10 protein-coding genes, 1 tRNA gene and 1 other RNA gene are annotated in these 15,632 nt (G+C 74.7%); 9 read left to right on the forward strand and 3 right to left on the reverse strand.

Translation table 11 applies throughout. The features are described from left to right. Window positions 1–245: 245 nt before the first annotated feature. Window positions 246–968 (reverse strand): siderophore-interacting protein, encoded by a 723-nt coding sequence (locus ACF08B_RS08425; protein WP_392316633.1) that lies wholly within the window; start codon window positions 966–968, stop codon window positions 246–248. Between the two features lie 76 nt (window positions 969–1,044). On the opposite strand from ACF08B_RS08425, the gene ACF08B_RS08430 reads away from it, so the two are divergent. The 3 genes from ACF08B_RS08430 to ACF08B_RS08440 all read left to right on the forward strand — a co-directional run bounded on the left by ACF08B_RS08430 (window position 1,045) and on the right by ACF08B_RS08440 (window position 5,848). Continuing rightward, window positions 1,045–3,222: a penicillin acylase family protein gene (locus tag ACF08B_RS08430; RefSeq protein ID WP_392316634.1), complete on the forward strand. Its 2,178-nt coding sequence runs from the start codon at window positions 1,045–1,047 to the stop codon at window positions 3,220–3,222. Then, window positions 3,215–3,802, forward strand: coding sequence for a GNAT family N-acetyltransferase (locus ACF08B_RS08435; RefSeq protein ID WP_392316635.1), 588 nt, complete (start codon window positions 3,215–3,217; stop codon window positions 3,800–3,802). Before ACF08B_RS08430 ends, ACF08B_RS08435 begins: the two co-directional genes overlap by 8 nt. A 111-nt stretch (window positions 3,803–3,913) precedes the next feature. Then, window positions 3,914–5,848 carry a copper resistance protein CopC gene (locus ACF08B_RS08440; protein WP_392316636.1) on the forward strand — a complete coding sequence of 645 codons (1,935 nt, stop codon included), beginning with the start codon at window positions 3,914–3,916 and terminating at the stop codon, window positions 5,846–5,848. 331 nt (window positions 5,849–6,179) lie between these two features. Here ACF08B_RS08440 and ACF08B_RS08445 read toward each other — a convergent pair whose 3' ends face one another. Further along, the gene (locus ACF08B_RS08445) at window positions 6,180–6,398 is read right to left on the reverse strand and encodes a hypothetical protein (protein ID WP_093476460.1); all 219 of its coding nucleotides are present in this window, start codon (window positions 6,396–6,398) and stop codon (window positions 6,180–6,182) included. 173 nt (window positions 6,399–6,571) lie between these two features. After that, a tRNA-Ser gene (locus ACF08B_RS08450) sits at window positions 6,572–6,659 on the reverse strand. 97 nt (window positions 6,660–6,756) lie between these two features. Between ACF08B_RS08450 and ffs the strand changes: the two genes are divergently transcribed. The 6 genes from ffs to ACF08B_RS08480 all read left to right on the forward strand — a co-directional run bounded on the left by ffs (window position 6,757) and on the right by ACF08B_RS08480 (window position 15,592). Beyond that, an RNA gene (gene ffs, locus ACF08B_RS08455) (signal recognition particle sRNA small type) lies at window positions 6,757–6,853 on the forward strand. 68 nt (window positions 6,854–6,921) lie between these two features. After that, window positions 6,922–9,216 carry a DNA polymerase III subunit gamma and tau gene (locus ACF08B_RS08460; protein WP_392316637.1) on the forward strand — a complete coding sequence of 765 codons (2,295 nt, stop codon included), beginning with the start codon at window positions 6,922–6,924 and terminating at the stop codon, window positions 9,214–9,216. Window positions 9,217–9,350: 134 nt separating this feature from the next. Beyond that, a complete protein-coding gene (gene purD, locus ACF08B_RS08465) occupies window positions 9,351–10,601 on the forward strand; it encodes a phosphoribosylamine--glycine ligase (protein ID WP_392316638.1) in 1,251 nt (416 codons plus the stop codon). Window positions 10,602–10,904: 303 nt separating this feature from the next. After that, window positions 10,905–12,818 carry a hypothetical protein gene (locus ACF08B_RS08470; RefSeq protein ID WP_392316639.1) on the forward strand — a complete coding sequence of 638 codons (1,914 nt, stop codon included), beginning with the start codon at window positions 10,905–10,907 and terminating at the stop codon, window positions 12,816–12,818. A gap of 279 nt (window positions 12,819–13,097) precedes the next feature. Beyond that, window positions 13,098–14,600 (forward strand): N,N-dimethylformamidase beta subunit family domain-containing protein, encoded by a 1,503-nt coding sequence (locus tag ACF08B_RS08475; protein ID WP_392316640.1) that lies wholly within the window; start codon window positions 13,098–13,100, stop codon window positions 14,598–14,600. A gap of 92 nt (window positions 14,601–14,692) precedes the next feature. Further along, window positions 14,693–15,592 carry a phosphoribosylaminoimidazolesuccinocarboxamide synthase gene (locus ACF08B_RS08480; protein ID WP_392316641.1) on the forward strand — a complete coding sequence of 300 codons (900 nt, stop codon included), beginning with the start codon at window positions 14,693–14,695 and terminating at the stop codon, window positions 15,590–15,592. The last annotated feature ends 40 nt before the right edge of the window (window positions 15,593–15,632 follow it).

The following is a 15,632-nucleotide window of genomic DNA, read 5'->3' on the forward strand; positions in this document are numbered from 1 at the left end:
ATGATCCCCCGCCCCCGCCCGGCCCGCGCGCCCGCCCCTGCCCGGGGCGCACGCCGTGCGCCCGGTACGCCCGGAGCGCCGCGTCCGATGGCCCCGGGGCCCGGGTTCGGACTCGCTCGATCGGCGTGTTCGGCTCGTGCGCTCGGTGCACGCTTCCCCCGCGTGGCGGGTGTGGCCCAGGGCCGTCGGTCACTCCTGGGCCTGGGCTGCCCCTCTCTGCGGTCATCCGTCGCCTGGTGCTGCGGTCAGTCCGCGCGCCAGTAGCCCAGGGCGTGCAGCCGCTGCTTCGGGACGCCCAGTTCTCTGCGGACGTACGACACCAGCGCGCGGGTCGTCGTGGTGTCGCAGGCGATCCAGACGTACGGGTCGGGGGTCGCGGCGAGTACGGCGGGCAGTTCGGCGCGGACCCGTTCCACCAGGTGGGCGCCCGCGTCCCGGCGCGGGACCTGGCGTATCTCGTGGCGGTCCGGGTCGGCGTGGGAGGGGAGACCGTCCAGGCCGCCCTCGAACCAGAGCGTCGCCGGTGCGGAACCCAGCGCCCCGAGCAGGGAGTTGACGGCGGGCAGGGAGGCCGGGTCGCCGATCGCGACGAGGTGCGAGGGCGCGGGGTCGGGCCGCTGGAAGCCGGTGCCCTGCACGGTGGCCTCGATGGTGTCGCCGGGCCGTGCCGCCCGTGCCCAGTCGGAGGCGACGCCTTCGTGCAGCGCGAACTCCAGGGCGAAGGTGCCGGCCGCCGGGTCCGGGTCGACCAGGGTGTAGGCCCGCTGGTGCGGTCGGCCGTCGGCGGAGAACCACAGCCGTACCCACATCGTCGGGTGGACCCCGGTCGCGGCGAGCAGCCCGCCGTCGCTCAGCCGCAGCCGCCGGTAGTCCGCGGTGACGTCCTCCGCCTGCGTGACCGTGAGCACGAAGTCCTTGGCACGCAGCAGTTTGAGTACCGCGCCCTCCCAGCCCCGCCCCTGCCCCATGACCCCTCCACGGTTCGCGTACGATTCCCCACCAATAGTTAGGCAAGGCTAACCTAAAGCGAAGGAGGGCTCCCGGGTGACCACCGAGACCTACCGCGACGCCTGGGGCATTCCCCATCTGCGTGCGTCCAGCGCCCGTGAACTCGCCCGCGCCCAGGGCCGGGTGACCGCCCGTGACCGGGCCTGGCAGCTGGAGGTCGAACGCCACCGGGCCCAGGGCACGTCGGCCTCCTTCCTCGGCGCCGGCGCCCTCTCCTGGGACGTCCTCGCCCGCCGGGCCCGCCTCGACGACACCGCACGCCGCTGCTTCGCCGCGCTGGAACACCAGGACCCCGAGACGGCCGACTGGGTCCGCGCGTACGCCGACGGCGTCAACGCGGGCCTGGCCACCGGCGCCCGCCGCGACCCCGCGTTCGCCCGCACCGGCCTGACCCCCGGCCACTGGCGGCCCTGGACCCCGCTCGGTGTCTGGCTGGCCACGCACATCCTGTTCGCCGGTTTCCCCACCAAGCTCTGGCGCGAGCAGGCGATCCGCCACCTCGGCCCCGGGTCCGTCGGCCTGTTCGCCACCGACGGTCCCGGCACCGCGGGCAGCAACGGCTGGCTGGTCTCCGGCGAGCGCACCGCCACGGGCCACGCCCTCATCGCCGGCGACCCCCACCGCTTCATCGAGGACCCGGGCGTCTACCAGCAGATCCGCCTCGCCTGCCCCGAGTTCGACGTCGTCGGCCTCGCCGTGCCGGGCGTCCCCGGCATCGCCCACTTCGGCCACACCGGCTCCGTCGCCTGGGCCATCACCAACGCCATGGCCGACTACCAGGACCTGTACCGCGAGCGTCTGCGCCGTACCGGGGCCGGAGTCGAGGCGCTCGGACCGGACGGGACCTGGCACCGGGCCGCGCGGCACACGGAGACCGTGGAGATCGCGGGCGAGTCCCCGGTCGAGATCGAGGTGATCGAGACGGACCGGGGCCCGGTGATCGCGGGCGGCCCGGAGGGTCTGGACGCCGGTGTCGCCGCGTACGGCGGCACCGGCACCGGTATCGCGGCCGGCACGACGGTCCCCGACGGGGCCGAGGCCCAGGCGCTCGCCCTCCGCTACCCGCCCCGCGTCACCGGGGACCTCGGCTTCGGCGCCCTGCTCCCCCTGCTGCGCGCCCGCACGGTCACCGACGTCGACCGCGCCCTGGACGCCTGGACCGAGCCCGTCAACGTCGTCCAGGCCGCCGACACCGCCGGGGGCACCCTGCACCGCGTCGCCGGCCGCGTCCCCGACCGCGCGGCGGCCAACCGCGTCCACCCCGTCCCCGCCTGGCGGCCCGGCCACGAATGGCACGGCACGCACGAGACGCCGTACGCCGGACTGACCGACGGTGTCGCGGTGATGGCCAACCAGCGCGGACCCGCCACCCCTCTCGGCGTGGAGTTCGCCCCGCCGCACCGCGCCGACCGCATCCACACCCTCCTCGACGCGCGCCGCACCTGGACCGCCGACGGCATGGCGGAGATCCACACCGACACCCTTCTCGGCTCCGCCGGCGCCCTCCTGGACCACCTCGCCGCCCTCGACGGCCTCACCCCGAAAGCGGCCCGCCTGCGCGACCGCCTGCTCGCCTGGGACCGCCGGATGGACGCCGGCAGCACCGACGCGGCGGCCTTCGCGGCCGTGCGCGGCGCGGTCGTACGCCACCTCGCCGCGGACCCGGTGTTCGCCCCGCTCGCCGAGCCCCCGGCCTACCCGGAGGTCCTGCTCCCGTGGCTGGCCCTCGTCCCACGCGTCGGCTTCGCCCTCGAACACCTGCTGCGCGCGGAGGAGTTGTACGGCGTCGACCGCCCCGCCGTCGTACGCACGGCGCTGGAGGAAGTGGCCGCCGAGCCGCCCGCCGGCGCCTGGTCCGACACCCACCGCCTGGCCCCCTGGCGCGCACTGCCGTACGAGCCGGGCGAGCCGGAGGGGCCGTACGGGCCGGGGGAGCCGTACGCCGAACCCGGACTGGGCGGCGACCACGACTGCGTGCTGTGCACCTCGGCCGTCCCCGGCCTCACCGACCGCGCGGCCCGCGGCCCGGCCGCCCGCTACGTCTGGGACCTGTCCGACCGCGCGAGGAGCCGCTGGGTGGTCCCCTTCGGCGCCGACGGCGTCCCCGGCGCCGCACACCACCACGACCAGCTCCCCCTGTGGCTCCGGGGCGAACTCGCCCCCGTCGTCACCGACTGGACCCTTCTGGAACGCACCGAGGAAACCGATGACTGACCTCCACGAACAGCACATCGACGGCTACGGAACCGTCGGCGTCCGCCCCCTCGACCCGCAGGCGGACGCGGACGTGATCCACGCCTGGGTGAGTGAGGAACGCGCCGTCTTCTGGGGCATGAACGGCCTCACGAGGACCCAGGTCGCCGAGATCTACGCCCACATGGCCGCCCTCGACACCCACCACGCCCACCTGGTCACCAAGGACGGCGCACCGGCCGCCCTGCTCCAGACCTACGAGCCGGCCGCCGACCGGGTGGGAGAGTGCTACGACGTACGCCCCGGCGACCTCGGCGTGCACCTCCTGCTCGCCCCCGCCGGCGCCGACGGCGCGCACCCCGGCTGGACCGCGGCCCTGCTGACCGCGATCGCGTCGTACGTCCTGCTGACCCTGGACCGGCGGCGGATCGTGGTCGACCCCGACGTCCGCAACACCAAGGCGATCGCCCGCTTCGCACGCCAGGGCTTCGCCCCCGGACCGGTGGTCGTCCTCCCCGAGGTGGACATCCCCGACGTGTACCTGCCGGAGAAGCACGCCCAACTCGCCTTCCTGGAACGGGAGACGGCCTTCCCGGTCTGACGAGGGCCGAAGGCCCCGACGCACCGGTGGCGGACCGCCGGGTGACCGCCCGGCGCATCCGGTGAGCACCCCGGCCGATCCTTGCGTACCTACAGGGAGGCCCGCGGGCCGATGTCGCTCGCGGGGCGGCGGGCGGACGGCAGGCGGGCGGTCGGGAGGGGCGAGGTGCGCGACGGAATCCGGTGGCTGCGGCGATTGACGCTGCTGGGGGCGGGCCTGCTGCTGGTGCTGCTCGGTACGGCGGCTCCCGCCTCGGCCCACGCGGCCCTGCGCGAGAGCGACCCCGGCGACGGCACCGTCCTCAAAACGGCACCCCGGCACCTGACCCTCACCTTCACCGAGTCGGTCGGCCTGCTCACCGACTCCTTCCGCGTCTACGACCCCGAGAACCACCGTCTGCGCACCGGCACCGCCGACCACGCCCCGGGCCGCTCCGAGACGGCCCGTGTCACCCTCCCCGCCAAGTTGGCCACCGGCACCTACACGGTCGCCTGGCGGGTCGTCTCGGCCGACAGCCACCCGGTGTCCGGCGCCCTCACCTTCTCGGTCGGCAAACGCACGGCGACGACGGCGAGCCCGGTACCGGACCGCACCGAGAACCCCGCGACGACGGCCCTGTACGACATGGCCCGTTACCTCGCCTACCTCGCCGTGGCCCTCCTGCTGGGCATCGCCGCCTTCGTGGCGTACTGCCGGCCGCCCACGGCGGCACCGCTGCGCACCCCGGCCCTCGCCGCCGCCTGGGCCCTCCTCGCAGCCACCGCGGCCCTGCTCCTGCTGCGGTCGCCGTACGAGCAGGGCACCTCCCCGGCGGACGCCCTCTCCGTCTCCGCGCTCACCCACACGGCGACGACCCGCCCCGGCGCCCTCCTCCTCGCCCGGCTGGTCCTCCTGCTGCTGGGCGGAGCCGTCGTGGCGCTCCTCAGGGCCCGCCGCAGAAGGCTGCCCCGCCGCTTCACCCTGGCGGCGACCGCGCTCTTCTCCACCGCCCTGGCCGTCACCTGGTCGGCGGCCGAGCACGCCTCGGCGGGCCTCCAGGTCCCGCTGGCGATCACCTCGGCCACCCTGCACCTGCTGGCCATGGCCGCCTGGCTCGGCGGTCTGGTCGCCCTCCTGCGCACCCTGCGCCGGATCGAGTCCGCCGCCGCCCCGGTCCTCACCCGTTTCTCCCGGATGGCCCTCGCCTCCGTGACGGTCCTCGTCCTGACCGGCGTCTACCAGTCCTGGCGCGGCCTCGGCTCCTGGCAGGCGCTCACGGACACGACGTACGGCCGCACCCTGCTGGCCAAGCTGGCCGCCGTGACCGCCCTGCTCCTGGCGGCGGCCTGCTCCCGGACCTGGACGAACCGCCTGACCGGGGCGACCCCGGCGGCGCGCGCGGATTCCGAGCGGGCGGCGGTGCCGGCCCGCACGCCGGAGGTGGCGACGGCGAGGACGACGGTGCCCGCCCGGGGCCCGGAGGCCGCGGCGACGAAGGCGGGGGTGCCGGCCGACGCTCCCGAACCGGCCACGGCCGGGGCCTCGCGACCGCCCGCTCCCCCGCCCCCCGCCGCCACCGCCTTCCACCTGCTGCGCCGCTCGGTGCTGGCCGAGGCCGCCGTGGGCGTGGTGGTCCTGGTCCTGACGACGCTCCTGACCAGCACCCTGCCCGGCCGCGCGGCCACCGAGGCGGCGCGGACCGGCGCCGTGACGACCGGCATCCCGACGGCCTCGGTCACCACGGTCCCGTTCGACACCGGCGCCCCCGGCGGGACCGGCAACGTGCAGATCACCCTCGACCCGGGCCGGGTAGGCCGGAACTCCGTCCAGGCGGTGGTCTACGGCCCCGACGGCGGCCTGGCCGCCGTGCCCGAACTCCGCGTCTCCCTCACCCTGCCCGCCCAGCGGGTCGGCCCCCTGGACACGAAGGTCACCGACCGCGGCGGCTACTGGGCCGCCGACTCCTTCGCCCTGCCCATCCCGGGCACCTGGACCCTGAAGGTGACCGTACGGATCTCGGACCTCGACCAGGTGACGGTGACGGCCCCGGTCCGGGTGACCAACTAGGAACCGCCGCCGGACCGCTCCCGGCGTACGAAACGCCGGAGGGCCGGGCCGCTTTCGCGGTCCGGCCCTCCGGGCTGGCGGAGCTAAGCGGCCGTGCGTCGCGCCGCACGTACGCCCGGGGCGGGCTCCGGTGTGTCCTCCAGCGGCCAGGTCTCGTCCTCCCCGAAGTCAGCGGCCTGGAACGGGTTGGTCGCCGGGGGCGGCGATGCTGCCGCGGAGCAGGGGGGTTGCCCTTCCAGAGCGGAAAACAGCGACGTTGGATCGATGAGAGAACTCTCTTTCGTTGCAGGCCCCGTGAGGGCCTGGTGTGCCGTGACCGGGCACAGCGGTCCTACAGCTTCGTCATCTTGGCGTACGGGCTGCAGATCCGCATCTGCGCCGAGCCGAAATCCACGAGCGCCGCGATCCCGTCCTCGATGCCGATCACTCGGCCGAGGCCGTACATGTCGTGCGTGACCTGATCACCCAGAGCAAAGTGCTTGGGAGCCGGTGTGACCGGGGCCTTGAAGGGGCTGGTAGGCAGATGACGCTTCGGCGTAGCAGGTGTCATGGCTCAGTATGAGCCTTCGTGTGTGCGGTTCGCTGTGGCCGTCGGCACAGATCGCTACATGCATGTGACGGGAGTCATGCTCCGGAAAGTCGCTCAGCGGGTCGCAGACGCACAACGTCGAAGGGCCCCACTGCGAACAGTGGGGCCCTTCGACATCGTGCCCGGTGAGGCACTGGCGGAGGATACGAGATTCGAACTCGTGAGGGGTTGCCCCCAACACGCTTTCCAAGCGTGCGCCCTAGGCCTCTAGGCGAATCCTCCGCCGGAAACATTACATGACCGAGGAGGGTGCTCGCGAACCCGTTCCCGCAGGCCGTCATCGGGGTACTGACCGTCGGCCGCAATCGGGTACTGTGGGCGCAGCCCCTCACGCGGCGCTATCTGACTGAACTCCCCCAGGGCCGGAAGGCAGCAAGGGTAGGTCGGCTCTGGCGGGTGCGTGGGGGGCCCTTGTGTTTCCGGGGTCGTCCCCCGGGCCCGCGGGCGGGACCCGTTGTCGGTGGACGCCATTAACCTCGTATGCGTGTCGTCTCTCGCGCTGTACCGCCGCTATCGCCCGGAGACCTTTGCCGAGGTCATCGGGCAGGAGCATGTCACCGACCCGCTGCAGCAGGCGCTGCGGAACAACCGGGTCAATCACGCGTACCTGTTCAGCGGGCCGCGTGGGTGCGGGAAGACCACCAGCGCGCGCATCCTGGCCCGCTGTCTGAACTGCGAGCAGGGGCCCACCCCGACGCCGTGCGGAGAGTGCCAGTCCTGCCAGGACCTGGCGAGGAACGGCCCGGGCTCGATCGACGTCATCGAGATCGACGCCGCCTCCCACGGTGGTGTGGACGACGCCCGTGAGCTGCGCGAGAAGGCCTTCTTCGGGCCCGCCGCCAGCCGGTACAAGATCTACATCATCGACGAGGCCCACATGGTCACGTCGGCCGGCTTCAACGCGCTGCTGAAGGTCGTCGAGGAGCCGCCGGAGCACCTCAAGTTCATCTTCGCGACCACCGAGCCGGAGAAGGTCATCGGGACCATCCGCTCGCGTACCCATCACTACCCGTTCCGGCTGGTCCCGCCGGGAACCCTGCGGGACTACCTGGGCGAGGTGTGCGGGCGGGAGGACATCCCCGTCGAGGAGGGCGTGCTCCCGCTCGTCGTCCGCGCGGGCGCCGGATCCGTGCGTGACTCCATGTCCGTCATGGACCAGCTCCTCGCCGGCGCCCGGGAAGAGGGTGTGACGTATGCCATGGCCACCTCCCTCCTCGGCTACACCGACGGATCCCTCCTCGACTCCGTCGTCGAGTCCTTCGCCACCGGAGACGGCGCGGCGGCCTTCGAGGTCGTCGACCGTGTCATCGAGGGCGGCAACGACCCCCGCCGGTTCGTCGCCGACCTGCTGGAGCGGCTGCGCGACCTGGTGATCCTCGCCGCCGTGCCGGACGCCGTCGAGAAGGGCCTCATCGACGCCCCCGCCGACGTCCTGGAGCGCATGCAGGCCCAGGCTTCGACCTTCGGCGCCGCCGAACTGAGCCGGGCCGCCGACCTCGTCAACGAGGGCCTGACCGAGATGCGCGGCGCCACCTCGCCCCGCCTCCAGCTCGAACTGATCTGCGCCCGCGTCCTGCTCCCCGCCGCCTACGGCGACGAGCGGTCGATGATGGCCCGCCTCGACCGTCTGGAGCGCGGCGTCGCCTTCTCCGGCGGCGCCGGCGCGCCCGCCATGGGCTACGTGCCCGGCCCGGAGACCCACGGCGGCGGAGCGCCCGTACCGCCCGTACCGCCCGGCGGCGGAGTGCCCGTACCGTCCGGTGGCGGCCCCGCCGCGGCACGCGCGGCGGTCCGGGGCGCCGGCCCCGGGGACGCCCCCGCGGCCCCTGCCCCGGCAGCCCCCGCGGCGGCTTCGGCCCCCGCACCTGCCGCCCCCGTCCCGGCGCCTGCCGCGTCCGCGTCCCCCGATGCTCCCGCGCCCGCCGCCCAGGCCCCGGCGCCGGCCGTGTCCACCGCCCCCGCGGCCGCCGCACCGGGTGCCTGGCCCACCGCCGCCTCCGCCGGCGGCGGGCGGCGCCCCGGCGGCTGGCCCACGGCGGCCGCGGCGGGCGGCAACCGGCAGGACCAGGCCCCCGCCCGGCCCGAGGCGCCCGCCCAGCCGCAGCACCAGCCGGCCCCCGCACCGACGGCGCCGGCGGCCCCGGCGCCCGCCGCCCCGGCAGCCCCGTCCGGCGGTGTCGACCCCCGGGCCCTCTGGCCGAACATCCTGGAGGCCGTCAAGAACCGCCGCCGCTTCACCTGGATCCTGCTCAGCCAGAACGCCCAGGTCACCGGCTTCGACGGCACCACCCTCCAGGTCGGCTTCGTCAACGCCGGCGCCCGCGACAACTTCGCGAGCAGCGGCAGCGAGGACGTGCTGCGCCAGGCGCTGAGCGAGCAGTTCGGCGTGCAGTGGAAGATCGAGGCGGTCGTCGACCCGTCCGGCGGCGGCTCCGCCCCGGCGCCCGGCGGTCCGTCGGGCTTCGGCGGAGGCGGCGGCTACGGCGGCGCCCCCACCCAGGGCGGTGGCTACGGCGCCCCCGCCGCCCCCCGTCCCGCGGCTCCCCAGCCGGCGGCCCCGCAGCCGTCGGCGGCCCCGCAGTCCGGCTCGTCCGGCACCGCGGCGGCGTCCAGACCCGCGCCCCGCCCCGCGGCCGCGCCCGAACCGCCCCCCGTGTCCCTCGAGGACGACATCCCCGAGGACGACGACCCGGACCTGGACGAGTCGGCCCTCTCGGGTCACGAACTGATCGTGCGGGAGCTGGGGGCGACGGTGATGGAGGAGTTCTCCAACGAGTAGCCGTCGGGGACCGGCGAGGGGTCCGCGCGGCGTCCGGGCACAGCGGCCGGCGCACCCGCACCGCACCTCTTGGTAGGAACGCACAGATCGACCGGCCCCCGGCCTTCGGCGACCTTGCCAGTAGGCTGACCCCCGTGAAGGTCCTCGTCATCGGCAGCGGCGCCCGCGAACACGCCCTGTGCCACTCCCTGTCCCTCGACCCCGACGTCACCGCGCTGCACTGCGCCCCCGGCAACGCCGGCATCGCCGAGGTCGCCGAGCTGCACCCGGTCGACGCGCTCGACGGCGCCGCGGTGGCCGCCCTGGCCACCGGCCTCGGTGCCGACCTGGTCGTCGTCGGCCCGGAGGCCCCGCTGGTCGCCGGTGTGGCCGACGCCGTCCGCACCGCCGGCATCCCCGTCTTCGGCCCGTCCGGGGAGGCCGCGCAGCTCGAGGGCTCCAAGGCCTTCGCCAAGGACGTCATGGCCGGTGCCGGCGTGCCGACCGCCCGCTCCTACGTCTGCACCACCGCCGAGGAGGCCGCCGAGGCCCTCGACGCCTTCGGGGCGCCCTACGTCGTCAAGGACGACGGGCTCGCCGCCGGCAAGGGTGTCGTCGTGACCTCGGACGTCGAGGCCGCCAAGGCGCACGCGGCCGCCTGCGAGCGCGTCGTCATCGAGGAGTTCCTCGACGGCCCCGAGGTCTCCCTGTTCGCCGTCACCGACGGCGAGACGGTCGTCCCGCTCCAGCCGGCCCAGGACTTCAAGCGCGCCCTGGACGGCGACGAGGGCCCGAACACCGGCGGCATGGGCGCGTACTCGCCGCTGCCCTGGGCCGACCCCAAGCTGGTCGACGAGGTGCTGCAGACCGTGCTGCAGCCGACCGTGGACGAGATGCGCCGCCGCGGTACGCCGTTCTCCGGACTGCTCTACGCGGGCCTCGCGATCACCTCGCGCGGTGTCCGGGTCATCGAGTTCAACGCCCGTTTCGGCGACCCCGAGACGCAGGTGGTGCTGGCCCGCCTGAGGACCCCGCTGGCCGGCGTCCTGATGGCCGCCGCCACCGGCAACCTCGCCGACCTGGCGCCCCTGCGCTGGAGCGAGGACGCGGCCGTCACCGTCGTCGTGGCCTCGCACAACTACCCCGGCACCCCCCGCACCGGCGACCCCATCACCGGACTGGACGAGGTGGCCGCCGAGGACGCCCCGCACGCGTACGTGCTGCACGCCGGGACCAGGCGGGACGGCGACGCGGTCGTCAGCGCCGGCGGACGCGTGCTGTCCGTGACGGCCACCGGCACGGACCTGACCGAGGCGCGCGAGCGGGCGTACCGGGCGGTGGGCCGGATCGGTCTGGACGGTTCGCAGTACCGCACCGACATCGCGGCGAAGGCGGCCCAGGAGTAGGGCGTCTGCCGGGGCGAAGCCCCCGAACGCGCCGGTCGCGCGCACTCTCGACCTCGTCGGGCCCCGGAAGCGGAATCCGGGGCCCGATCTTTGCTTTCTGTCATGCAGCTCTGACCAAAGCCATTCCATCGAGTGAGCAATCCCCCATCCGGCTGACGGGGGCCGAGGCCCCAACTAGGGTGCCGCGCAAGCGTTCCGGCACTTGGCCCACCGACATTGCGATGTCAGTGGCGGGTGCCACAGTGGGGGAGTGAGCAAGTCCAGGACAGCACGGCATCGACGGGGAGGGGGTGAGGTCGGCACGTGACCGGAATCGGTGTGGAGATGGGCGCGCAGGCCGCGCGCTCCCGGGCCCTGGCCGTGCTGCGGGTCCGCGGCCGGGCACTGGGCGTGGCCCTGCTGCCCGCGGCCGCCGCGGTGATCCTGCTGGCCGGCGGTGCGACGGACCATCTCGTCGGCGAGGGCTGGGACGCCGCCCGCTGGGTCGTGGGCGTGCTCGCGGTGGTGGTGCTGCTGGCCGCCGTCGGCATCGGCCTGGTCGTCGCCCGCGCCCGCCCGGCGACGAGCCCCACCGTGCCGATCGCGGAGGAGTCCGCCCCCGATCTGTACCGGATGGTGCGCGACCTCGCCGACCGCCTGGACGTGCCGGCTCCCTCCTCCATAGCGCTGACGCCGGACTGCGACAGCTGGCTCGAGGACCGCGCCCATGCGGCGCACGGTCCGCCGTCGCGCCCGGCGCCGGACGAGATAGCGGGCCCCGCCCGGCGCTCCCGGCGCCGTGCCCCGGTGGCCCCGGTCCTCGTCATCGGCTCTCCGTTCCTGTGGTGGATGCGGGTCGGTGAGCTGCGCGCGGTCCTCGCCCCGGTCATCGCCGGCACGGGCCCTTCCGCCCACCCGGACATAGCGGCCGCCCGCCGCTTCGTGCGCGGGCTGGACGCGGCGGTCGCCGTCGCCTCGACCTCGGGCCGCTGCCCGCTCACCCGCGGGATCTGCGCAATGCTCGGCTGGGTCTCGCGGCTGCTGCTGCGCGGCTGCCGTGAGCACGCGACGCAGATGGAGCGGGGGGTGGCCGCCGCCGCGGCCGAGCGGGCCCAGGCCGTCGACTACGGCCTGCGGATCGTCGCCCAGGAGCAGGTGGGCCTCGCCTACGCCGGCTGGGACCGGCTGCTGACCCGGGTCGCGCTGCCCGCCTGGCGGATGGGCCGCTGGCCGGCCCGGCTGGACGCGGGCGTGGTGGCGGCCCTCACCGAACTGTCCCGGCGCGACCGTCTCGCGGAGGGCTTCGCCTCCCGGCTCGGCGAGCGGCCGGCGTGCGATCTGCTGGAGGAGCCCGGCACGATCGACGAGGCCGCCTCGCTGCTCGCCGCGCGCCTCTTCCACGGCGGCCCGGCCGAGGCCGGGCCGGACTGGGCCCCGGTGGACTGGCAGGCCTATCCGGAAGAGGTCGTGGACCGCACCTGGCGCGCCGACGCGGCCCGCCTGCACCGCGTCCTGGACACCCTGGGCGTCCGCCCCGCCCCGGGCCCCCACACCCCCGAACCGGGCGGCCCCACCCTGGCCCGGGTTCTCGACCACCTCGCCGAACCGACCGCCCCCGACGACCAGGGCACGGACACCGCCGGTCCGGTGGCTCCCCGGAGCGGCACCCATGGCGGCACGCGCGCGGACGCCGCGAACCCCACGGACGAGGCCGTCGCGCCCGGCACGGCCGAGGCCCCCGGTGTCCAGGACGCCTCCGACACCGCAGACACCGCAGACATCCTCGACCCGCCCGAGCCGTACCTCGGATTCGGCGACGAGGACGATGCCGATCCCGGTACCGAGCGCAGCGCCGCTCTCGCCGCGGGGATCAGTGCCGAGCTGGCCCGCGAGGAGGCCCTCGTGCCGAAGGGGGCCACCGCCGCCGGGCAGAGCCCCGAGAGCGCCCTGTGGGACGACGGCGGGCTGCCGTTGTTCCCCCTGCAACCCCCGCGCACCGGCCGTGAACTGCTCGCCGACCACGTGACGGCGATGGTGTGCTGCGCGGCCGTGGACACCGCGGGCGCCCTTCCGGCCCTGGACTGGCTCGACGGCCCGTCCCTGCTGCTCGGCGGGGAGCGGGCGGCCGACCTCGGACCGAAGGTGCTCAGCCTGATCGAGGAGGGTGACCCGGGCCCGCTGCGGGCCTGGCTGACCGCGTCCGGGATACGCCCGGAGAAGCCCGTACGGCTCGTCTGACCCGCACGGTCTCCCGCGTCGCACCGCCGTCGGCCGTCGCCGTCCCGCGCACCGGACCGGAGACGCGACTTCCACTTCAGGTCAATTCGCAACGACTAGTGACCGGGCCCGTGCGTTATGTGATGTGCTGGGACAGACCACGCCTTTGGCAAAGGCTTGCGACATACGACAGACCGACCGCACACGGCACGGCCCGGGACAGCACGGCCGAGCCCGGTACGACTGGCACAGCGCGCACCACCGGGACAGGACACGGGGGCACGAGGGAGGGGAGCGACCATGGCCTCGGAGCACATCCGCCGCTGGGAGTCCGGAGCGCTCGCGCACGCCGTCACGGACCCCTTCGGTCAGGGCCCGGTGCCCTGGCTGCGCGGCAGTGAGACCTATTTCGACGACACGGGTCACGTCGTTCCCTGGTACGTCGACCCGAGCCCGCAGCAGGCCACCGGCGCCGGTGGCAGGGGCCGAGTGCCCGCGCCGCGTTCGGCCGTTCCCGGGCCCCGCTCCGCGGACGACGTGCACCGCCAGATCAAGGGCTTCACCTCCACCGGCGCGGTCACGCCCGGCCAGGCGATCGACTTCCACATCACGGTCGACCCGCCGCAGGAGTTCAGCGTCGACATCTACCGGATCGGCCACTACGGCGGCGACGGCGCGGCCAAGATCACCACGAGCCCCCGGCTGTCCGGCATCGTCCAGTCCCCGCCGCTGGCCGCCGACCGCACGGTCTCCTGCCACCACTGGTGGCTGTCCTGGCGCCTCCAGGTGCCCTCGCACTGGAGCATCGGCGCCTACGTGGCGGTCCTGACCACCGCCGACGGCTACCGCTCCCACGTGCCGTTCACGGTCCGCGACGACCACCCCGCCGACCTTCTCCTGCTGCTGCCGGACATCACCTGGCAGGCGTACAACCTCTACCCGGAGGACGGCCGTACCGGCGCCAGCCTGTACCACGCCTGGGACGAGCGGGGCCGGCTGCTCGGCGAGGCCGACGCGGCGACCACGATCTCCTTCGACCGCCCGTACGCGGGCGCCGGCCTCCCCCTGCACGTCGGGCACGCCTACGACTTCATCCGCTGGGCCGAGCGCTACGGCTACGACCTCGCCTACGCGGACGCCCGCGACCTGCACGCCGGCCGCGTCGACCCCGCCCGCTACCGGGGCCTGGTCTTCCCCGGGCACGACGAGTACTGGTCGGTGCCGATGCGCCGTGCCGTCGAGGACGCCCGCGACCGGGGCACCTCACTGGTCTTCCTCTCCGCCAACACCATGTACTGGCAGGTCGAGTTGGGGCCGTCGCCGTCGGGTGTCCCGGACCGGCTGCTGACCTGCCGCAAGCGCAAGGGCCCCGGGAAGCCGGTGCTGTGGCGCGAGATCGACCGCCCCGAGCAGCAGGTGGTCGGCATCCAGTACGCGGGCCGGGTGCCCGAGCCGCACCCGCTGATCGTCCGCAACGCCGACCACTGGCTGTGGGAGGCGACCGGCGCCCACGAGGGCGACGGCATCGAGGGCCTGGTCGCCGGTGAAGCCGACCGGTACTTCCCGCGCACCCCGCTGCCCGAGCACGAGGAGCGCGTCCTGCTCGCCCACTCCCCCTACACCGACGGCGACGGCGCCCAGCGCCACCAGGAGACCTCGCTCTACCGCGCCCCCTCCGGCGCCTGGGTGTTCGCCTCCGGCACCTTCGCCTGGTCCCCGGCCCTTGACCGGCCCGGCCACGTCGACCCCCGTGTCCAGCGCGCCACGGCGAACCTGCTGGACCGTATCTGCAAGCGCGACTGAGCACCGGCGGACCCCCGCCCACCCCCTGGCCGAAACCGATCGCCCCGATAAGGGAGAATCGAGGCACTTGGACAGAACCACGGGGAGGAACCGTGTCCGGATTCGTAGAAAAGCCCGAGCCGCCGCAGGTTCCGGGCCTGGTGCACCTGCACACCGGCAAGGTGCGCGAGCTGTACCAGAACGAGGCGGGCGACCTCGTGATGGTCGCCAGCGACCGCATGTCCGCCTACGACTGGGTGCTGCCCACCGAGATCCCCGACAAGGGCCGCGTCCTCACGCGGCTCTCCCTGTGGTGGTTCGACCAGCTGCGCGACCTGGCCCCCAACCATGTGATCAGCACCGAGCTGCCGGCCGGCGCCCCCGCCGACTGGGCGGGCCGCACCCTGATCTGCAAGTCGCTGAAGATGGTCCCGGTGGAGTGCGTGGCCCGCGGCTACCTCACCGGCTCCGGACTGCTGGAGTACGACGAGTCCCGTACGGTCTGCGGTCTCGCCCTGCCCGAGGGCCTGGTCGACGGCTCCGAGCTGCCCGCCCCGATCTTCACCCCGGCCACCAAGGCGGAGGTCGGCGAGCACGACGAGAACGTCTCCTACGAGGAGGTCGCCCGCCAGGTCGGCGCGGAGACGGCCGCCCAGCTGCGCCAGGCCACCCTGGCCGTGTACGCGCGCGCCCGGGACATCGCCCGCGAACGAGGCGTCATCCTGGCGGACACCAAGTTCGAGTTCGGCTTCGACGGCGACACCCTCGTCCTCGCCGACGAGGTCCTCACCCCGGACTCCTCCCGCTTCTGGCCGGCCGACCAGTGGCAGCCGGGCCGCCCGCAGCCGTCGTACGACAAGCAGTTCGTCCGGGACTGGCTGACCTCGGCCGAGTCCGGCTGGGACCGCAGGAGCGAGCAGCCCCCGCCGCCGCTGCCGCAGCGGGTCGTGGACGCCACCCGCGCCAAGTACGTGGAGGCCTACGAGCGGCTGACGGGCACCGCCTGGGCGTAGCGGAAGAGCCCCCGGCGCGAGCCGGGGGACACGCAAGAAG

The organism is Streptomyces sp. NPDC015139 (assembly GCF_043079785.1).
Classification (GTDB): domain Bacteria; phylum Actinomycetota; class Actinomycetes; order Streptomycetales; family Streptomycetaceae; genus Streptomyces; species Streptomyces albidocamelliae.